Here is a 19,701-nt window from a genome sequence, read left to right on the forward strand (position 1 = left end):
TCGTGCTGACCGCCCGGCGGCCCCCGTCCGGGCTCCGGCCGCCGGACTTCATTCCCTTCGACCCTTCAGCCGACGACCCGACGGCAGCCATCGCGAGAATTGATCGCGTCGTGGTGGCATCTCGCTAACGAAGCCGCGCTAGAAAAGGTCGGGGGACCGAATCCGGAGCGTTGAAAGGTGATCGTGAGCGACAACGCGCCTGCGCGCCCGACGGACCCCGTACAACCCAGCCAGGTCTTCGCCGAACCGCTCCAGCGGGACCGCGGCGCGCTCGCCTTCGAGCATGCGCCGACCTCCATGTGGATCCAGGACCTCCATCTCCTGAAACGGCGCCTCGACGAATGGCGCGGCGGGGGGATCGGAAACCTGCGTGCCCATCTGGCGACGGAGCCTGCCTGCGTCGAGGAGTTGGTGGCGTTGATCCGGGTGACGGCCGTCAACCGCGAGACGCTGCGCCTCTACGAGGTCGCGGACGAGGCGGAGCTGATGGCCAAGGTCCGCGAGATCTTCGGCGAGGACCAGATCGCCTCCTTCGTCGAGGTGATCTGTCAGCTCTGGGAGGGCCGGGTCGCCACCAGCGTGGTGACGCGCAACTACACGGCGCGCGGTCGCCTTCTCGACGTGAACTACAAGGGCCGGCTCCTGCCCGGCCACGAGGCCGACTGGGCCGCCTATCTCATCTGCGTGGAAGACGTGTCGGTGCAGCAGCAGGCGCTTCGCCTGCTCGAGGCCGCGCGCACGCACGACCCGTTGACCGGTCTCCACAACCGCACCTTCCTGACCGAGACGCTGGAGCGCCTGGAGGGCGGCGGCGATCCGGTGGCGCTCGCCGTCTTCGATCTCAACGGTCTGAAGAGCGCCAACGACCGGTTCGGGCACAAGGCGGGCGACGATCTCCTGCGCCGGATGGGGCGCCTCCTGCGCGACCACCTGCCGCCGACCTGCCCGGCGGTGCGCATGGGCGGCGACGAGTTCGTGGCGATCGTCACCGGGCTGGACGAAGACGGCGCCAACGCGCTGCTCGCCCGCCTTGCCCGCGCGGCGGAGGCGAACGAGGGCGGGGCCTGGCAGGTCCCTCTCAGCTTTTCGGCGGGGCTCGCCTGGCGCCGCGCGGGCGAGGGCATGGACCAGCTCCTCGCCCGCGCCGACCGCAACATGTACCGCTCGAAGCGCGCCTTTCACGGGCGCCGAGCGGCGGCGGACCGCGTTACAGCAACAGGCCGTTGATCTCCTGGCGCGCCGGGCGGCCCAAGGCGGGCTGCCGGAACGCCGCGCGCTCGACCCGAGGCGCCGGCATCAGGTCGGCCGTGTCCTGATCGGCGACCGACAGGAACAGGCGGCGCAGGCGCGCGCCGAGGCCGTCCGGGGTCAGGGCCGTGTAGGGGGTGTCGATCCGGGTGTCGTCCGGGGATAGGCACAGGGACATCGGGGTGCTCCTCGTCGGTCGGTCCACGGGATGGGGCGGCACGGGGGCGCCGCTTGGCAAGAACCGCCCGCGAAGGCCGCAACCTTCGCGGGCGGACGGGCACGGGTCAGAAACTGTCGGAGCCGGGGACGAGGGCTCCGCGGATTTCCGCCGCGCGAGGGGGCTGGACGGCCGGCTGCGCCTTGGCGGCGGCCGGGTTCGTGCGGGCGGCGGGATAGCCGAAGGTCGCGGCGGCCTCGCTGCGTCCGGCGGCCGAACGGCTCGCGGCCTCGCCGGTCACCACCGAGCGGTCGGCGCGGCCGTCGTCGACCTTCGTGCCGGCGTCCGAGGCCGGGACGAGGCCGCCGGCCAGGCCGAGCCCGGTCGACAGGAGGAGGGCGGCGGCGGCGGAGAGGATCGTGCGGGTCATGGGAGGAACTCCTCTGGGTTTTGAGGCGCGCGTCGGCCCGGCCGCGGCCCGGAGCGGGCGCGGAGACGGACGGCGTCTCGCGGCGTTGAGTCGGAGCGCATGGCATGCGCCCGCGGGGCGCCGGGTCTTGCAATCCGGCGGTGTTGCGTGTGTTGACGGGGTGTCGCGTTTGCGTCCGCCCGGTCCGGCGCTGAACCTCTGCAGTTCATTACCGTTTGGTATGGAATGAATTAGGGGCTTGGTTTCCGGCTGTCAACGGACTAATTTACCGACAGGTATAAAAATCTGACGCCGGTCCGCCCGAGCATCGGAAGACAAGGAGATGCGATCATGGGTGCCGGCCGCCCGCGGGAGTTCGATCCCGACGAGGCCCTCGATAGCGCGCTGGATGTGTTCTGGCGGCAAGGCTACGAGGGCACCTCGATGTCCGACCTGACGCAGGCGATGGGCATCGCCAAGCCCAGCCTCTACGCCGTCTTCGGCAACAAGGAGGAGCTGTTCCGCAAGGCGCTCGACCGCTACGCGTCGCGTCGCTCGGATCTCGGCTGCAGCGCCCTGAACGAGGCGACCTCGCGCCGGGCGGTGGAGCGGATGCTTCTGGCCTTTGCCGGCGTCGGCGAGGACGAGGAGGCGCCCAAGGGCTGCCTGATGGTGCAGGGCGCGCTCGTCTGCAGCGAGGCGTCGGAATCGATCCGGCAGGAGCTTTGCGCACGCCGGGCCGAAAGCGAGGCGGCGCTCTGCCGCCGCCTCGAGGAATGGAAGGCCGCCGGCGACCTGCCGCCCGAAGCCGAACCCAAGGACCTCGCGCGCTACGTCATGTCGGTGGCGCAGGGGCTGTCGGTCCAGGCGGCGAGCGGGGCGACGCCGGACGACCTGCGCCGCGTGGTGGCGATGACGCTGAAGACCTGGCCGCCCGTCTGAGGTGGCCTTCCTGCTGCCGTGCGACGCCCTTTCAGGCCCGTGCGCCGTCCGTGCCGGCGCCGCGCATGCGGCCCGGCGCGGTGCCGATGACGCGCTTGAAGGCTCGGCCGAACGAGGCCTCCGATTCGTAGCCGAGCCGGCGGCTGGCGTCGGCGATGCGCATGCGGTCGCGCGCGATCCACTGCCGGGCCTGGTGCATGCGCACCTGCGTGACGTAATGGGCCGGCGTCGCGCCGACGATCGCGGTGAACTTGGCGGCAAAGCCGGAGCGCGACACGCCCATCAGCGCGGCCATTTCCGCCACCGTCCAGTCGCGTTCAGGCTCGGCGTGGATCGCAGCCAGCACCCGGCCGACCTTCGGATCGCGCACCGCGGCCAGCCAGCCCGCCTCGTCGCCGCAGCCGTGCTCCACCCAGGAGCGGATGATCTGCGCGGCCATCACGTCGGCGAGCCGCGCGAGGATGCCGCTCGCGCCGACGCGGTTGAGGCTGCACTCGGCGATCATCGCGTCGAGAAGGTGCGGGATCGCGGGCTCCGCCTGCATCAGTTCCTTGGCGCGCATCAGGTCGGGCATCATCCGCAGAAGCGGGTGCAGCCCGTCGATGTTGAAGCGCATGGTGCCGCAGAAGAGGATGCAGACACCCTCCGCTTCCGGCCCGGCCGCACCGTAGTCGTAGACGCTCTCGCAGATGACGAGACACTCGCGGCGCGGAAAGGCGCGGGGCGGGATGCCCGGCGCGCTCGCCAGCGTATGGGCGGCACCGCGCGGCACCAGCACCGCGTCGCCGGCCGAGAGCTCGCTCCATTCGCCGTCCGGGCTCTGCAGCCAGCAGCCTTGGCCGGCCACGAAATGGAAATGGGCGTGATCCTGCGCCGGGTAATGAAAGGCCCACTCGCCCTGGAGGCGGCAGCGGCCGTATTCGACGCCATCGAGCCGCAGCCCCCGCAGCATGTCGGTGAGGGGGTCGATCGGATCGGCGACAGGTTTGGACGAACGGTCAAGCATGATGGCGTTCCTAGCATGGAAACGCCAGACCGGCGAGACTAGGTTCGGCCTTCAAATTTTTGCACTGCATCATGACGGGACGATCCTCCATGTCCGACATCGCCTGCCCCGGCGGCCTCGCCGCGCCCGACACCGAAACGCCCGCCGCCGCCTGGCCTGCGGTGTTCTCGCTGTCCTTCGGCGTCTTCGGTCTCGTCACCGCCGAGTTCCTGCCCGTCAGCCTCCTGACGCCGATGGCCGCCGAACTCGGCGTCACCAACGGCGCGGTGGGGCAGGCGATCACCGCGACGGCCGTGGTCGCCGCGCTCGCCGGGCCGCTTCTGGTGCTCGGCTCCGGGCGGCTCGACCGGCGCGTCATCGTCTGGGCGCTGATGGCGATGCTGGTCGTGTCGAGCGTGCTGACGGCGTTCGCGGGCAGCGTCGGCGTCCTCCTTCTGGCACGGGGGCTCCTCGGCTTCGCGCTGGGCGGCTTCTGGGCGATGATGACGGCGCTGGCCCTGCGGCTGGTGCCGCCGGCCGACGTGCCGCGCGCCATGTCGATCATCGTCATGGGCGTGTCGGTCGCGACCGTCGTCGCAGCGCCGCTCGGCGCCGCGCTCGGCGCGCTGTGGGGCTGGCGCGCGACGTTCCTTGCCGCAGCAGCGCTCGGCGCCCTGTCGCTCCTCGTCCAGCTTCTCGTTCTGCCGCGCCTGCCCTCGGTCGGCGCCCCGGGCCTTGCGAGCTTCCGCGCCGCCCTGTCGCGGCGTGCGGTGCTGATCGGCTTTGCCACGGTGATCATCGTCGTGTCCGGCCATTTCGCCGGCTTCACCTTCATCCGCCCGTTCCTGGAGGAGGTTCCGCGCCTCGACGTCGCGACGATCTCGCTGGCGCTTCTCGCCTTCGGCATCGGCGGCTTTCTCGGCAATCCCGTGGCCGGAATGATCGCGGCGCGCAGCCCGGCCTTTGCCGCCGGCGGCGTATCGCTCCTCATCGGCGCGGCCTCGCTCCTGCTGGCGCTGTTCGGCGGAACGCCGGCCGTGGCGTTTGCCGCGGTCGCGCTCTGGGGCTTCGCCTTCGGCGGCTTCCCGGTGGCCGTCTCGATCTGGAATGCGCGCGCGGCGCCCGATCTCGCCGAAAGCTCCGGCGCGCTTCTCTCCTCCTCGTTCCAGGTGGCGATCGCCAGCGGTGCGCTGATCGGCGGTTTCCTGATCGACGGCATCGGCCCGCACGGCGTCATCGTCTATGCCGCCGCCGCTGTGGTGCTCGGCGCCGGCGTGATGCTGACGCTCGGCCGGGCGGCCGAGCGCACGCGGGCCGGGGCGTAAGAGCGCCAGCCTAGCGCCAGGGCGTGACCGACACCCCGCCGAAGAGCTGCTCGCGCGGCATCTGGAAGATGAAGTAGGGGTTGATCATCGGCAGCGCGCTCACGGCATCCAGCCGGGCGCGCTGGTCGTCGGAGAGCGCTACGTCGAGCGAGGCGACGTTGGCGTGCACCTGTTCGGGGCGGCTCGCGCCGATCAGGACGCTGGAGACGCCGAGCCGCCCCGTCACCCAGGCGAGCGCCACCTCCGCCATCGAGCGGCCGATCTCGCCGGCGACGCTGCGCACTGCGTCCACCACCGCGAAGTTTCGCTCGGTGAACAGCATTCCGCCGAACGGATTGTCGCCGTCGAGCCGGTTGCCGCCGTCGCTCGTGCCGCTGGCCTGGTTGGGAACGGTGCCGGCCGTTCCGTGGGCCTCGAGCTTATCGCGGCCGTACTTGCCGGTGAGGAGCCCGGCGGCGAGCGGGCTCCAGGGCACGAAACCGAGGCCGAGCGCCTCGCCCGCCGGCAGGATCTCGAGTTCGACACCCCGGTCGATCAGCGAATAGGCGTATTGCAGGCCGATCGGCTCGGGCAGGCCGTGGGCGCGCGCCAGGGTCGCGATGCGGGCCGCATACCAGGCCGGCGCGTTGGAAAAGCCGTAATGCAGGATGTCGCCGCGCCGCACGGCGTCGGTCAGTGCGCGCAGCACCTCCTCCGGCGGCGTCGTGCGGTCCCAGACATGGGGCCAGTAAAGGTCGATCCGGTCGGTGCCGAGGCGCTTCAGCGAGCCTTCCAGGGCCCGGCGGATATGGCGCACGCCGTTGCCGCCCATCAGCGGCACGCCGCCGCTTTCCGGGAAGCCGGATTTCGTCGCGATCACCAGCCGGTCGCGCACGCCCCGCTCCGCGACGAGGCGCCCGAGCATCGTCTCGCTGGCGCCCCCGGAATAGATGTCCGCCGTATCCACGAAGTTGCCGCCGCGCTCGAGATAGGCGTCGAGGATGGCCGCGGCCCCCGTCTCGTCGGTGCCCCAGCGCCCCGCGCCGAAGGTCATGGTGCCGAGCGCCAGCGGGCTGACGAGAAGGCCGGAGCGCCCGAGCGCGCGGAAATGGGTGAGGTCCATTCGTGTCTCCTGTCGAACGATGAGACGAACATAGCGGGCGGCGCCGCGCCGGATTAGGATGCATCCCGGCCAAGGGCTTGTGAGCGGGGTTCATCAATGCGGCGCGGCGACCTCGACGATCTCGCCCTGTTCGCCGCGATCGCGCGGGCGCGCAGTTTCACCCGCGCGGGCGCCGAGCTCGGCCTGTCGCCCTCGGCGCTCAGCCATGCCATGCGCCAGCTCGAGGCCCGGCTCGGCGTCCGACTTCTGGCGCGCACGACGCGCAGCGTCGCGCCGACGGCGGCGGGCGAGCGGCTGCTGGCCGCGCTCGGCCCTGCGCTCGACGCGGTGGAGGGCGGGATCGCGGCGCTCGCCGACTGGCGCGACGCGCCGTCGGGCACGCTCCGCCTCACCACCTTCTCCTATGCCGCGCGCACGATCCTCGGCCCCCGCCTGCCGCAGTTCCTCGTCGACCATCCCGACATCGCCGTCGAGGTGGTGGTGGACGACCGGCTGGTGGACCTCGTGGCGGGCGGCTTCGACGCCGGCATCCGGCTCGGCGAGAGCGTCGAGCTCGACATGGTGACGGTGCCGGTCGGGCCGCCGCTGCGCACCGTGGTGGTGGCGACGCCCGGCTACTTCGCCGCCCGTCCCGCGCCCGCGACGCCCGCCGATCTGCGGGACCACGTCTGCGTCAACTATCGCCTCGTCGGCGGCGGCGGGCTCCTGCCCTGGGAGTTCGAGCGGGACGGGCAGGCGCTGCGGGTCAAGGTCGGAGGACAGCTCATCGTCAACGACGAGCGGCTGGCGGCGGGGGCCGTGCGGGCGGGCGCCGGGCTCGGCTACATGATGGAGGACGACGTTGCCGAGGACATCGCCGCCGGTCGGCTCGTTCAGGTGCTGGACGCGTGGTGCGCGCCGTTCGACGGGTGCCGCCTCTATTATCCGAGCCGACAGGCCGCGCCGGCGCTGCGCGCCCTGATCGAGGCCTTTCGCTGGCCACGCCCGGCGGGCTGACCGCGGCGCGGGGCCCTTCGCCCCTTCGCAAACTCATATGGATTTTTTACGCGCCCCCGGCGCAATCGAATGGGCGATCCCGAAAGGAGGGTTCGCATGTTCGATTTCATCTACCTGGCCGTGGGGCTGGGATTTTTCGCGTTGATGGGCGCCTACGCGCGCTGGGCGGTTCGGGCCTGACGATGTTCGACCTCGTCCTCGGCGGCGCCGTCGCGCTCGCCCTTGCCGCCTACCTCGTCTACGCGCTCGCGCGTCCCGAGCGGTTCTGATCCCCTGTCCTGAAAGTCGGATGCCATGACCCTTGTCGGCTGGCTGCAAATCATCCTCATCCTCGCGGCCGTGGTCGCCTTCGCCATCCCGCTCGGCGCCTTCATGGGCCGCGTCTTCGCAGGCGAGCGGACCGTTCTCACCCCCATTCTCGGCCCCGTCGAGCGCGGCTTCTATCGCCTCGCCGGCATCGACCCGGCGCGCGAACAGGGCTGGCTCGCCTATACGCTGGCGATGCTCGCCTTCAACGCGGCCGGCTTCGTGCTCCTCTACGCGATCCTGCGCGGGCAGGCCTTCCTGCCGCTGAACCCGCAAGGGTTTGAGGGCATGTCGCCGCATCTCGCCTTCAACACGGCCGTCTCGTTCGTGACCAACACGAACTGGCAGTCCTACGGCGGCGAGACGACGCTCAGCCATCTCAGCCAGATGGCCGGCCTCACGGTGCAGAACTTCCTGTCGGCGGCGACCGGCATCGCGCTGGCCGTCGCGCTGGTGCGCGCCTTCGCGCGCTCGGGCGCCCAGACCGTCGGCAACTTCTTCACCGACATGACGCGCGCCACGCTCTATGTCCTCCTCCCGCTCGCGATCGTGACCGGTCTCTGGCAGGTCTCGATGGGCACCCCGCAGACGCTGGAGGCGTCGGCGACCGTCCAGACGCTGGAGGGCCAGCCCCAGACGCTGGCGCTCGGGCCCGTCGCCTCGCAGATCGCGATCAAGCAGCTCGGCACCAACGGCGGCGGCTTCTACAACGCCAACGCCGCCCACCCATACGAGAACCCGACGCCGCTCTCGAACGCCCTCACGATCTGGCAGATGCTCGTCGTGTCGACGGCGCTCGTCTTCGCCTTCGGCCGGCTGATCGGCGACCGGCGTCAGGCTGTGGCGATCCTCAGCGTGATGGGCCTCTTGCTCGTTTCTGCGACGGCGATCTGCTACTGGGCCGAAAGCGCCGGCACGCCGGTTCTGGCCGCCGCCGGCGGCAACATGGAGGGCAAGGAGGTTCGCTTCGGGCTGGCTGCCTCCGCCTTCTTCGCCTCCGTGACGACCGGCCTGTCGGACGGCGCTGTCAACGCCATGCACGGCTCCTTCACGCCGATCGGCGGCATGGTGCCGATGGTCTTGATCATGCTCGGCGAGATCCTGCCGGGCGGCGTCGGCTCGGGCCTCTACGGCATCCTCGTGATCGCGATCATCTCGGTCTTCGTGGCGGGCCTCATGGTCGGCCGCACGCCGGAATATCTCGGCAAGAAGATCGAGGCCAAGGAGATGAAGATGGCGGTGCTCGCGATCCTCATCCTGCCGACCGCGATCCTCGGCTTCTCGGCGGTCTCGGCAGTGTTGCCGGTGGCACTCTCGGGCCTCGGCAATGCCGGCCCGCACGGCCTGTCGGAGATCTACTACGCCTACACCTCGGCGGCCGGCAACAACGGCTCGGCCTTCGGCGGCCTGTCGGCGAACTCGCCCTGGTGGAACACGACGCTGGGCCTTGCCATGCTGCTCGGCCGCTTCGCCTACATCGTGCCGATGATGGCGATCGCGGGCTCGCTGGTGGCCAAGACCAAGCTCGCGCCCTCGGCCGGCACGTTCCCGACCCACGGGCCGCTCTTCGTCGGGCTGTTGGCCGGCATCATCCTGATCCTCGGCGGCCTCCAGTTCTTCCCCGCGCTCGCCCTCGGCCCGATCGCCGAGCAGGTGCAGATGCTGGCCGGCAAGACCTTCTGACGACCTTGGGCGCGGCTCGGCCCCGACGCCGGGCCGCCCCTCACGAACCGTCACCCATTCTGCGTCGGTCCCCTCGAGGACCCGACAACAAGGACATTCCCCATGGCTGCCAAAGCCGCAACGTCCACCTTCCGGCCCGATCTCGTCGGCCGGGCCACGGTCGACGCCTTCAAGAAGCTCAATCCCGCAGCCCTCATGCGCAACCCGGTGATCTTCGTCACCGAGGTCGTGGCGGCGGTCGTCACCGTCCTCTTCGTGCGCGACCTCCTTGCCGGCAACCCGCTCCTCTTCACCGGCCAGATCATGGCCTGGCTCTGGTTCACGGTGCTCTTCGCCAACTTCGCGGAAGCCATCGCCGAAGGGCGCGGCCGGGCGCAGGCGGATAGCTTGCGCAAGGCGCGCACCGACACGATGGCCAAGCGCATGGCCTCGGCCAAGGACCGATCCGCGATCCAGTCCGTCTCGGCGCTTGACCTCAAGGTCGGCGACCACGTGCTGGTGGAGACCGGCGACCTCGTGCCGGGCGACGGCGAGATCGTCGAGGGCATCGCCTCCGTCAACGAGGCGGCCGTGACAGGCGAGTCCGCGCCCGTGATCCGCGAGGCCGGCGGCGACCGCTCGGCGGTCACCGGCGGCACCACGGTCGTCTCCGACTGGCTGGTCGTGCGCATCACCGCCGCCCCCGGCTCCTCCTTCCTCGATCGCATGATCGCGCTGGTCGAGGGCGCCGAGCGCCAGAAGACGCCGAACGAGCTCGCGCTCACCATCCTTCTCGTCGGCATGACGCTGATCTTCCTGATCGCCGTCGTCACGCTGACCGGCCTGTCGTCCTATGCGGGCGCTGCGGTCTCCGTGCCGATCCTCGTCGCGCTTCTCGTCACCCTCATCCCGACGACGATCGGCGGCCTCCTGTCGGCCATCGGCATCGCCGGCATGGACCGCCTGATCCGCCACAACGTTCTCGCCATGTCGGGCAAGGCCGTCGAGGCGTCGGGCGACGTCGACACGCTGCTCCTCGACAAGACCGGCACGATCACCTTCGGCAACCGCATGGCGTCCGAGTTCGTCGCGGTGCCGGGCGTCACCGACACCGAGGCCGCCCAGATCGCGGTCGAGGCCTCGCTCGCCGACGAGACCGCGGAAGGGCGCTCGATCCTGGTGCTGGCGCGCGAGACGTACGGGATTGCCGTCCCCGAGACCGCGCGGGACGGGGCGACCTTCATCCCTTTTTCGGCCGCCACCCGGCTGTCGGGCGCCGACACGGGGGACAAGACCATCCGCAAGGGCGCGGTCGACGCCATCCGCCGCTTCGTGCGCGAGACGGCGGGCCGTGAGGTCGAGGAGCCCGCCGCCTTCAGCCAGGCCGTCGAGCGCATCGCGAAATCGGGCGGCACGCCGCTGGGGCTCGCCGAGAACGGCCGCTACATCGGCGTCATCCACCTGAAGGACGTCGTGAAGCCCGACATCAAGGAGCGCTTCGCCGAGCTGCGCCGCATGGGCATCCGCACCGTGATGGTGACGGGCGACAACCCGGTCACGGCCGCCGCGATCGCGGGCGAGGCCGGCGTCGACGACTTCATCGCGGAAGCCACCCCGCAGGACAAGCTGAACTACATCCGCAACGAGCAGCGCCAGGGGCGGCTCGTCGCCATGTGCGGCGACGGCACCAACGACGCGCCGGCGCTCGCCCAGGCCGATGTCGGCGTCGCCATGCAGACCGGCACGCAGGCCGCCCGCGAGGCCGGTAACATGGTGGATCTCGATTCGGACCCGACCAAGCTCATCGAGATCGTCGGCATCGGCAAGCAGCTCCTGATGACGCGTGGGAGCCTGACGACCTTCTCGATCGCCAACGACGTCGCGAAATACTTCGCCATCATCCCGGCGCTGTTCATCGCGGCGATCCCCGAACTCGGCGTCCTCAACGTCATGCGGCTCGCCACGCCCGAGAGCGCGATCCTGTCGGCGGTGATCTTCAACGCCCTCGTCATCGTCGCGCTGATCCCGCTGGCGCTGCGCGGCGTGCCCTACCGGGCGATGGATGCCGCGACGGTGCTGCGGCGGAACCTCCTGATCTACGGCCTCGGCGGGATCCTGGTGCCTTTTGTGGGCATCAAGATCATCGACCTTGCGGTCTCCGCCCTCGGCCTCGCCTGAACCCCATTCAAGGACAGCTTCCATGCTCTCGCAACTTCGCGCCGCGGCGACGCTTCTCGGCCTCCTCACCATCCTCCTCGGCGTCGCCTATCCGCTGGCGATGACCGCCGTCGCCGGCGCGGTCTTCCCGGCGCAGGCGTCGGGCAGTCTCATCAGCCGCGACGGCCAGCCGGTCGGCTCGTCGCTGATCGGCCAGGCTTTCGCGCAGCCTAGCTACCTACAGGGCCGTCCGTCGGCGGCCGGCACCGGCTACGACGGCGCCTCGTCGTCGGGCACCAACCTCGGGCCCACCAGCGCCAAGCTCGCCGAGCGCCTCAAGACGGACGGCGCGGCGATGAAGGCGGCGACCGGTGCGAGCGTCCTGCCCGCCGACGCCGTCACCACCTCGGGCTCGGGCCTTGATCCGGACGTCTCGCCGGCCTTCGCCGAGCTCCAGGTCGCGCGCATCGCCGGCGCGCGCGGCGTCGACGCCGACCTCGTGCGCCGCGCCATCGCCGACAACACCTTGGGCCGCACGCTCCTCGTCCTCGGCGAGCCGCGCGTCAACGTGCTCGCCGTGAACCTCGCGCTCGATGCGCTCGCCCCCGCAACGCCTGCGCCCGCGGCCGGCACGCCGACGGCCTCCGTCGACCGGCCCGCCGGCTGACGCGAACGCGCCCGGCGGGAGACCGCCGGGCCCCGACCTGCTATGGCGGATCCGACAGGAACGGACATGCGATGATCAAGGGAGACGGACCCCGCGCCTCTGCGGACGCCCTTCTGGCCGGCGCCGAACGGGAGGGGCGCGGCCGTCTTCGCCTGTTTCTCGGCGCCGCGCCCGGCGTCGGCAAGACCTTCGCCATGCTGCAGGCCGCCCACGGCGCGGCGGGCACGGGGCGCGGCGTTCTCGTCGGCATCGTCGAGACGCACGGGCGCGCGGAGACGGAGGCCATGCTGGCGGGGCTCGAGGTCCTGCCGCGCAAGTCCATCCCCTACAAGGGGCGGCTCGTCCCCGAGTTCGACATCGACGCCGCGCTCGCCCGCCGGCCGCAGCTTCTTCTCGTCGACGAATACGCCCATTCCAACGTGCCGGGCTCGCGCCACCCGAAGCGCTGGCAGGACGTCGCCGAACTCCTCCAGGCGGGGATCGACGTCTGGACCACGATGAACGTCCAGCATGTCGAGAGCCTCAACGAGGTGGTCCAGCGGATCACGGGCGTGCGGGTGCGCGAGACGGTGCCCGACACGACGCTGAAGGTCGCCGACGAGATCGTGCTCGTCGACCTGCCCTCGGACGAGCTGATCCGGCGGCTCGCCGAGGGTAAGGTCTATGTCGAGGACACGGCCACCCGCGCCACGCAGAACTTCTTCAAGCCGTCCAACCTCACCGCGCTGCGCGAGCTGGCGCTCCGGCAGGTGGCCGCCCGCGTCGACAGCGACCTTCTGGAGCGCATGCAGGGCGGCGCGATCGAGGGCCCCTGGCCGGCGGGCGAGCGGCTTCTCGTCTGCCTCGGGGCGACCGGCACGCCGGAGCGCCTCGTGCGCGAGGCCAAGCGCCTCGCCGACCGGCTCGACGCGCCCTGGTTCGCAGTGACGATCGAGCGGCCCGGCCTGTCGCTGGCGCCGGCGGATGCCGCTCGCGTCGAGGCCGCGCTGCAGCTTGCGCGAACGCTGGGCGCCGCAACGCAGAGCCTCGTCGGCACCGATTTTCCCGGCGAGCTCCTGCGCTTCGCGCGCTTCGAGAACGTCACGCAGATCGTCGTCGGTCAGGCCCGCGCCCGCGGCCGCTGGTCCTGGCCGCTCCGGCCGAATCTCGCCGACGCGCTGGTGCGCCGGGCCTCGGGGATCGCGATCCATGTCCTGACCGAGGAGACGGCGGGCGGCCGGGTGCGCCGGCCGATGCCGGATCGCGGACCGCTCACGGGCTATGCCACGGCCGCGGTCGGCGTTGCCGTCGCGACGCTCCTCGGCTCGGTGATGCGCCATTTCGTGGCGCTGCCGAACGTCTCAATGCTCTACCTCCTCGCGGTGCTCCTGCCGGCGCTGCGCAGCGGCGTCTGGCCGGCGATCCTCGCCTCGTTCCTGTCGTTTGCGGCCTACAACTTCTTCTTCATCGACCCGACCGGCACCTTCACGGTGGCGCGCCCGCACGAACTCTTGGCGCTCGCGATCTTCCTGATCATCGCCGTGTCGATCTCGGCGGTGGCGGGGCAGGCGCGCGAGCAGATGAAGGCCTCGGCCGTTCGCACGCGCGCCGCGCGCCGGCTCTACGAGTTCACCCGCACCCTCTCGGCGCTCGCCGACGCGGAGCGCGTGATGGAGGCGGCGGCGAGCGAGATCAACGCGGCGACGGGGCGCGCCTGCGTGATCCTGCGGCCGTCGGGGCCGGACCTTGCGATCGCCAGCGCCTGGCCGCCCGACGACCGGCTCGACACGCCCGCCCGCACCGCCGCCCGATGGGCCTTCGAGAAGGGCGAGCCGGCAGGCGCCGGAACGGGCACCCTGCCGTCGAGCGGCTGGTCGTTCCTGCCGCTGCAGGCGCCCGACGGGACCGTCGGGGCGCTGGGGCTGGAGCATCCGGCGGATCGCGGGCCGCTCGACGTCGAGACGCGCACGCTGCTTGCCGCCCTTGCCGAGCAGACCGCCGCCGCGCTTCACCGCGCGCTCCTGTCGACCGAGGTGCGCCGCGCCCGCACGGCGGCCGAGACCGAGCGCGTGCGCAACATCCTCCTCGCCTCGATCAGCCACGACTTCCGCACCCCGCTCGCCTCGATCCTCGGATCGGCCACCGCCCTCATCGAATACGAGGAACGGCTGGAGCGCGACGCGCGCCAGGATCTCCTTGCCGAGATCCGCGACGAGGCGAGCCGGCTCGACACGATGGTGCGCAACCTCCTGTCGATGACGCGGCTGGAAGCCGGCGCGCTGGAGGTGCGTCGCGACTGGATCGACGTCACCGAGGCGCTGGAGCGGCAGGTCGACCTGGCCCGGCGGCGCGGGGCGACCCAGCATTTCCGGCTCGTCGAGACGGCCGAGCGCATCCTCGCCTTCGTCGACGGGAACCTCCTCGATCAGGCGCTCGCCAACATCGTCGGCAACGCCGTGCGCCACGCGGGCGCGCAAGCGACGGTGAGGCTGTCGGCGCGGCGCGACGGGGAGGCGGTCGCGATCCGCATCGCCGACGACGGGCCCGGCGTACCGGCGGATCTCGCGCCCTTCGTCTTCGAGAAGTTCACGCGGGCCCGCGCGCCGACCGGCGCCGACGGCGGCGACAGCGCGGGGCTCGGCCTTGCCATCGCCAAGGGGATCGTGGAAGCCCAGGGCGGCACGCTGACGCTTCTACCTCCTCAGCCGGGGGCGACGGGCGCCGTGTTCGAGATCCGGCTGGCCGGCGGGGAGGGCGCATGAGCCGTGCGACGATTCTCGTGGTGGACGACGAGCCGGCGATTCACCGCTTCCTGAAGCCCTCATTGACCGCCGAGGGCTACGCCGTCCTTCAGGCCGCCAACGGCGCGGAAGGGCTGCGGCTTGCCACGACGAGCGCGCCCGACGCCCTGGTGCTCGATCTCGGCCTGCCCGACATCGACGGTCTCGTGGTGATCGAGCGGCTGCGCCTCCACTCGGACGTTCCGATCGTCGTCCTCTCGGCGCGCGATCGCGAATCGGAGAAGATCCGGGCGCTGGATCTCGGCGCCGACGACTATGTCGAGAAGCCGTTCGGCATCGGCGAGCTGATGGCGCGCCTGCGCGCCGCGCTCCGCCACCGACAGAAGGCCGCGAGCGCGGGGCCGTTCCAGGCGGGCGACCTGTCGCTCGACCTCGAGGCGCGGGTGGTGCGCAAGGGCGAGGCCGAGGTGCGCCTGACGCGCCGCGAGCTCGCACTCCTCACCGTCCTCTTTCAGAATCTCGGCAAGGTCGTCACGCACCGCACGCTCCTGCGCGAGGTCTGGGGCAAAGCCAACGAGCACGACACGCAATATCTGCGGGTCTATATCGGCCATCTCCGCCAGAAACTGGAGGACGACCCGAGCGCGCCGCGACGCGTCCTCACGGAGCCCGGCGTCGGCTACCGGCTGGTCTGACCGGTCGGAGCGACGCCTCACCAAAGAAATCGCGGTTTCGTGTTCGGCCGATCTTGAAACCGAACGCTCGTGACGCATGAGAATCTGCCGCCATTAGCGGCTTTTCAACTCACACGTATCATCGTGGGCCCTTCTTCCGTGTGGAGCCCGCTATGCTGCGCAACCGATCGCTGCCGATCAAACTGACCCTGATGCTGGCGTTCAGCCTTCTGCTGGTGACGGTTCTCGTCAGCGTTTCGGGCATCTTCCTCCTTCATTCCGACGCCGTCGGCCGGGCGCGCGAGCGCCAGGAGGTCAACATGCGCGTCGCCTGGGACGTCCTGTCGTCCTACGGCAAGACCTACGCGCGGCGGGGCGACGTCCTCTACGCCGACGATACGCCGCTCAACGACGCGTCCGACGCGGTGGACCGCATCAAGACGCTGGTCGGCGGCACGGCGACGATCTTCATGGGCGACAAGCGCGTGGCGACCAACGTCAAGAAGCCGGACGGCTCGCGCGCGGTCGGCACGACGCTGGCGGCAGGTCCCGTCTACGACGCGGTGCTGAAGGCGGGCACGTCCTTCCGCGGCGAGGCCGACATTCTCGGCACCTCCTATTTCACCGCCTACGATCCGATCCGCAACGCCAACGGCGAGACGATCGGCGTCCTCTATGTCGGCATTCCGCAGGCCGAGTTCCTCGCCTCGATCGAGACCCTCCAGCGCACGCTGATCGCGGTCAGCATCGTCTCGGCGCTTCTCGTCGGCGCGCTCTACTACTGGACGGTGCGCCGGATGATGGCGCCGCTGAAGCCCTTGATCGAGACGATCGGCGACGTCGCGGAAGGCCGCACGGACGGCGCGGTGACGGGCATGGATCGCGGCGACGAGATCGGCCGGATCGCCCGCTCCGTGGAGAAGCTGCGCGAGGCGCGCATCGCGCAGCGCCAGCTGGAGATCGAGGCCGACGCCTCGCGCCAGACGCAGGCCGCGAGCGCCGAGCGCCAGTCAGCTCTCGACCACGCGAAGGCCGAGGACCTTCGCGCCTTTGTTGGCCTCGTCGAGACGAGCTTCGCGCGTCTGTCGGCGGGCGACCTGACGGTGCGCATGGGTGAGGCGGTGGCGCCCGAGTTCGAGCCGATCCGCGCCGAGTTCAACCGCGCCGTCGAGCAGCTGGAGACGACGATCGGCCAGGTGGTCTCGGCGGTCGGCGCGATGCGCTCCGGCCTGTCGGAGATCACGGTGGCGGCAGGCGATCTCTCCCAGCGCACCGAGCAGCAGGCGGCCAATCTGGAGGAGACCGTGGCGGCGCTCGGCCAGGTGACGCGCGGCGTCGGCGAGACGGCGCAGCGGGCCGATGCCGCCCGCCAGTCGGCGTCCACCGCCTGCCGCGAGGCCGAGCGCGGCGGCGAGATCGTCGGCCGGGCGGTGTCGGCGATGGCCGAGATCGAGCAGTCCTCGGCGCGCATCGGCAACATCATCGGGGTGATCGACGAGATCGCCTTCCAGACGAACCTCCTGGCGCTGAACGCCGGCGTCGAGGCCGCACGCGCCGGGGAGGCGGGCCGGGGCTTTGCGGTGGTGGCGCAGGAGGTGCGCGGTCTTGCCCAGCGCTCGGCGGAGGCCGCCAAGGAGATCAAGGCGCTGATCGAGGCGTCGGGGGCGCAGGTGGGGTCGGGCGTCGAGCTCGTCTCGGCCTCGGGCCGCTCGCTCGAGGCGATCGTCGCGCAGGTCGGGGGCGTCGCGCAGTCGATCGCGGCGATGGCGGAGGCGGCACGCGAGCAGGCGGTGGCGCTTCGCGAGGTGTCGGTGGCGGCCGACCAGATGGACAAGGTCACGCAGCAGAACGCGGCGATGGTGGAGGAGACGACGGCGGCGGCGCAGGCGCTGTCGGGCGAGACGGAAGGGCTGTCGGGACTGGTGTCGGGCTTCGCGACGGGGGCGGGGCACCGTGCGGCCGCGATGCGCCCGGCGGCGTCGGCAGCCTCGAAGCGCGCCGCGATGCAGCCGGCTCGACCGGCGGGTCTCCGCGCACACGCTGCACCCGCTGCTCCCGCTGCGCACGCGACGTCACGTCCCGTCGCGCAGATGCGCACCGCCGGTCACGGCGGGGCGGCTCCGAAGGCCGCGGCCGTCGAGGAGGGCTGGGAGGAGTTCTGAGCGCCCTTGCCCAATCGACCAGCTGAGCATTCTACCGCCGCGCTCCCGAAAGGGGCGCGGCGGTCTTGCGTTGGATGGGTTTGGCGCGCTGACACCTCGGATCAGGGATTGCCCTTGCCGCCGTGTGCCCCGACCGCCGTGCCGGTCGAGAAGCTGGTGCCGTCCTCGGCCAGCGCCACGTAGAGCGGCGCGAGTTCGGCCGGCTGTCCGGCGCGCCCGAGCGGCGTGTCCTGCCCGAACTCGCCCATCGTGCCTTCGATCTGGCCGCCGGCGACCTGCAGCGGCGTCCAGACGGGACCCGGCGCCACGGCATTCACCCGGATCCCCTTCTTGGCGAGCTGCTTGGCCATGCCCTTGGTGAGGTTGAGGATCGCCGCCTTGGTCGAGGCGTAGTCGATCAGTTCCTCGCCGGGGTCGTAGGAATTCACCGAGATCGTGTTGATGATGACGCCGCCCGGCGGCAGGCTCGGGATCGCCGCCTTCGAGACGCGGAACGTGTGGAAGACGTTGGTCTCGTAGGTCCGCACGAACTGCTCGTCGGAAATCTCGGAGATGTCGGCCTTGGACTGCTGGTAGGCCGCGTTGTTGACGAGGAGGTCGAGGCCGCCGAGCGCCTCCACCGCCTGCCGCACGATGCCCTCGCAGGCGTCCAGCGTGCGGATGTCGGCGGGCAGGAGCACGGCCTTGCGTCCGGCCTCGCGGATGAGCTTCGCGACGTCCTCGGCGTCCGGTTGCTCGTCCGGATGGTAGTTGATCGCAACATCCGCGCCCTCGCGCGCAAAGGCGATCGCCGCCGCCCGGCCGATGCCGCTGTCACCGCCGGTGACCAGCGCCCGGCGCCCGGTGAGGCGGCCGGAGCCGCGATAGCTCGTCTCGCCGCAGTCGGGCACCGGCGTCATCTGCGACTGGAGGCCGGGCCAGGGCTGCTTCTGCTCGGGGAAGGGCTCGCTGGTGTAGCGCGTGCGCGGGTCGCTGAGCCGCGGCGAGCCGTCGGCCGCGGCAGTGCCTGCCTCGCTCTGCGTCTGGGCGCCCGCAGGCGCCGCGATCGCGGCGGCGCCGAGGACCGCGCCGCCGAGGACGGTGCGGCGTGACAGGGTTCGATCGGTCATGGCTTGAGGCTTCCCGGCTGATGCGACGACGGGATCGCCGCGCGCCTGTGGCGGGCACCGCGGGTCCCGCATCGGGAAGCCGCCCGCGCGCGCAGAGGTTCCGCCGCCGCCGGCTCTCGCGACCGGTTTCGTGCGGCGATCTCGTTAGCCGGGCATGCGCCGTTAGCCGGCAGGCGAGGGGGCCGTGCGCCGCGACAGGGCGCCGAGGATGATGCGCTCGGCGCGGCCGAGATAGGCATCGAGGAGGTCGGCGGCGTCCGCCGGCCGGCCGGCCTCCAGCGCTTCCAGGATCGTCCGGTTGCCGTCGATGAAGGGGGCGTGCAGGGCTTCCGGCGTGGCGAGGAGGCCGAAGGCGAGGCGCAGTTCGGCGGCGACCTGCGCGTAGAAGGCGGCGAGCCGCGCGCTGTCGGCCAGATCCACGATGGCGGCATGGAACGCCATGTTGGCGCTGCCGACACCCTGCCAGTCCACGCTCTCGCGCGCCGCTTCGGCCCGCTCCACCGCCGCCCGCATGCGGGCGATCGCGGGATGGCCGGGCTCGGCCGCGGCCAGCGCCCGGCCCTCGACCAGCCGGCGGACGCGGTAGATGTCGATCACCGCGGCGTGGTCCGGCGCGGTGACGAAGACGCCGCGATGGGGCTCGTGCCGCAGGAGCCCGTCCTTGGTGAGAAGGCGGAAGGCCTCGCGCAGCGTGTTGCGCGACACCGACAGCTCGGCCGCGAGCGCGTTCTCGGACAGGCGCTGACCCGGCAGGAGCTCGCCAGCGATGATGCGATCGCGCAGCCGCTCGGCGAGCCGCCCGGTCAGCGCGGACGATGCGATGTCCGGCGCACTCATGCGACCCGCCCCGTCGCGACGCCGGGGCACCCAACCGCTCCTCGCATCGCCATGGTGCTTCCTGCTTCGCTCAAAGATCGCCGCGACCATCGGCCATGCGACGCCCCCGATCAAGCGGGGCGGCCACCTCGCAAGACGGCGAAGGCTCAGAAAGTTGTTCAACCATTGTGCGATCGCCTGCGCCGACAATCGCCAGATTGCTCAGGCTCTGCACATTTTGCAGGACAGACATGCAAAAATCGT

Annotated in this window: 17 protein-coding genes; 10 read left to right on the forward strand and 7 right to left on the reverse strand. The window is 71.3% G+C overall.

Going from position 1 to position 19,701, the window contains the following annotated elements; translation table 11 throughout:
• Positions 1–183 precede the first annotated feature (183 nt).
• Positions 184–1,227 (forward strand): GGDEF domain-containing protein, encoded by a 1,044-nt coding sequence (locus tag ASF65_RS03510; protein ID WP_156369149.1) that lies wholly within the window; start codon positions 184–186, stop codon positions 1,225–1,227.
• Here ASF65_RS03510 and ASF65_RS03515 read toward each other — a convergent pair.
• On the reverse strand, positions 1,208–1,426 hold the full coding sequence (locus ASF65_RS03515) for a hypothetical protein (RefSeq protein WP_055885256.1): 219 nt from the start codon (positions 1,424–1,426) through the stop codon (positions 1,208–1,210). The genes ASF65_RS03510 and ASF65_RS03515 overlap by 20 nt on opposite strands.
• A gap of 106 nt (positions 1,427–1,532) precedes the next feature.
• A complete protein-coding gene (locus tag ASF65_RS21185; RefSeq protein WP_055885259.1) occupies positions 1,533–1,835 on the reverse strand; it encodes a hypothetical protein in 303 nt (100 codons plus the stop codon).
• 330 nt (positions 1,836–2,165) lie between these two features.
• Here ASF65_RS21185 and ASF65_RS03525 point away from each other — a divergent pair, with 330 nt between their 5' ends.
• On the forward strand, positions 2,166–2,756 hold the full coding sequence (locus tag ASF65_RS03525) for a TetR/AcrR family transcriptional regulator (RefSeq protein ID WP_055885262.1): 591 nt from the start codon (positions 2,166–2,168) through the stop codon (positions 2,754–2,756).
• Between the two features lie 31 nt (positions 2,757–2,787).
• Here ASF65_RS03525 and ASF65_RS03530 read toward each other — a convergent pair whose 3' ends face one another.
• Complete coding sequence (locus ASF65_RS03530; RefSeq protein WP_055885265.1) at positions 2,788–3,762, reverse strand: AraC family transcriptional regulator; 975 nt, start codon at positions 3,760–3,762, stop codon at positions 2,788–2,790.
• Positions 3,763–3,851: 89 nt separating this feature from the next.
• Here ASF65_RS03530 and ASF65_RS03535 point away from each other — a divergent pair, with 89 nt between their 5' ends.
• On the forward strand, positions 3,852–5,066 hold the full coding sequence (locus ASF65_RS03535; protein WP_082505145.1) for an MFS transporter: 1,215 nt from the start codon (positions 3,852–3,854) through the stop codon (positions 5,064–5,066).
• 10 nt (positions 5,067–5,076) lie between these two features.
• Here ASF65_RS03535 and ASF65_RS03540 read toward each other — a convergent pair whose 3' ends face one another.
• A complete protein-coding gene (locus tag ASF65_RS03540) occupies positions 5,077–6,168 on the reverse strand; it encodes an aldo/keto reductase (protein WP_055885268.1) in 1,092 nt (363 codons plus the stop codon).
• A gap of 96 nt (positions 6,169–6,264) precedes the next feature.
• On the opposite strand from ASF65_RS03540, the gene ASF65_RS03545 reads away from it, so the two are divergent.
• The 7 genes from ASF65_RS03545 (at position 6,265) to ASF65_RS03575 (ending at position 17,512) form a co-directional block, all read left to right on the forward strand.
• Entirely contained in the window at positions 6,265–7,164 is a 900-nt protein-coding gene (locus ASF65_RS03545) for a LysR family transcriptional regulator (protein ID WP_055885271.1), read from the forward strand.
• Positions 7,165–7,458: 294 nt separating this feature from the next.
• The gene (gene kdpA / locus ASF65_RS03550; RefSeq protein ID WP_055885273.1) at positions 7,459–9,153 is read left to right on the forward strand and encodes a potassium-transporting ATPase subunit KdpA; all 1,695 of its coding nucleotides are present in this window, start codon (positions 7,459–7,461) and stop codon (positions 9,151–9,153) included.
• Positions 9,154–9,255: 102 nt separating this feature from the next.
• Complete coding sequence (kdpB, locus tag ASF65_RS03555) at positions 9,256–11,310, forward strand: potassium-transporting ATPase subunit KdpB (RefSeq protein WP_055885277.1); 2,055 nt, start codon at positions 9,256–9,258, stop codon at positions 11,308–11,310.
• Between the two features lie 22 nt (positions 11,311–11,332).
• A complete protein-coding gene (gene kdpC, locus ASF65_RS03560) occupies positions 11,333–11,956 on the forward strand; it encodes a potassium-transporting ATPase subunit KdpC (RefSeq protein WP_055885281.1) in 624 nt (207 codons plus the stop codon).
• A 71-nt stretch (positions 11,957–12,027) separates the two neighbouring features.
• Complete coding sequence (locus ASF65_RS03565) at positions 12,028–14,697, forward strand: sensor histidine kinase KdpD (RefSeq protein WP_055885283.1); 2,670 nt, start codon at positions 12,028–12,030, stop codon at positions 14,695–14,697.
• Complete coding sequence (locus ASF65_RS03570) at positions 14,694–15,371, forward strand: response regulator (RefSeq protein WP_055885286.1); 678 nt, start codon at positions 14,694–14,696, stop codon at positions 15,369–15,371. The genes ASF65_RS03565 and ASF65_RS03570 overlap by 4 nt, the downstream gene beginning before the upstream one ends.
• A gap of 152 nt (positions 15,372–15,523) precedes the next feature.
• Entirely contained in the window at positions 15,524–17,512 is a 1,989-nt protein-coding gene (locus ASF65_RS03575; RefSeq protein WP_055885289.1) for a methyl-accepting chemotaxis protein, read from the forward strand.
• A 101-nt stretch (positions 17,513–17,613) separates the two neighbouring features.
• Here the strand turns inward: ASF65_RS03575 and ASF65_RS03580 are convergent, their stop codons facing one another.
• From ASF65_RS03580 to ASF65_RS21195, 3 genes are all read right to left on the reverse strand, one after another.
• The gene (locus tag ASF65_RS03580; RefSeq protein ID WP_055885292.1) at positions 17,614–18,621 is read right to left on the reverse strand and encodes an SDR family oxidoreductase; all 1,008 of its coding nucleotides are present in this window, start codon (positions 18,619–18,621) and stop codon (positions 17,614–17,616) included.
• A 162-nt stretch (positions 18,622–18,783) separates the two neighbouring features.
• Positions 18,784–19,458, reverse strand: coding sequence for a GntR family transcriptional regulator (locus tag ASF65_RS03585; RefSeq protein WP_055885295.1), 675 nt, complete (start codon positions 19,456–19,458; stop codon positions 18,784–18,786).
• A gap of 70 nt (positions 19,459–19,528) precedes the next feature.
• The gene (locus ASF65_RS21195; protein ID WP_156369151.1) at positions 19,529–19,690 is read right to left on the reverse strand and encodes a hypothetical protein; all 162 of its coding nucleotides are present in this window, start codon (positions 19,688–19,690) and stop codon (positions 19,529–19,531) included.
• Between the last annotated feature and the right edge of the window lie 11 nt (positions 19,691–19,701).

This window comes from Aureimonas sp. Leaf324 (assembly GCF_001423245.1).
GTDB lineage: Bacteria > Pseudomonadota > Alphaproteobacteria > Rhizobiales > Rhizobiaceae > Aureimonas.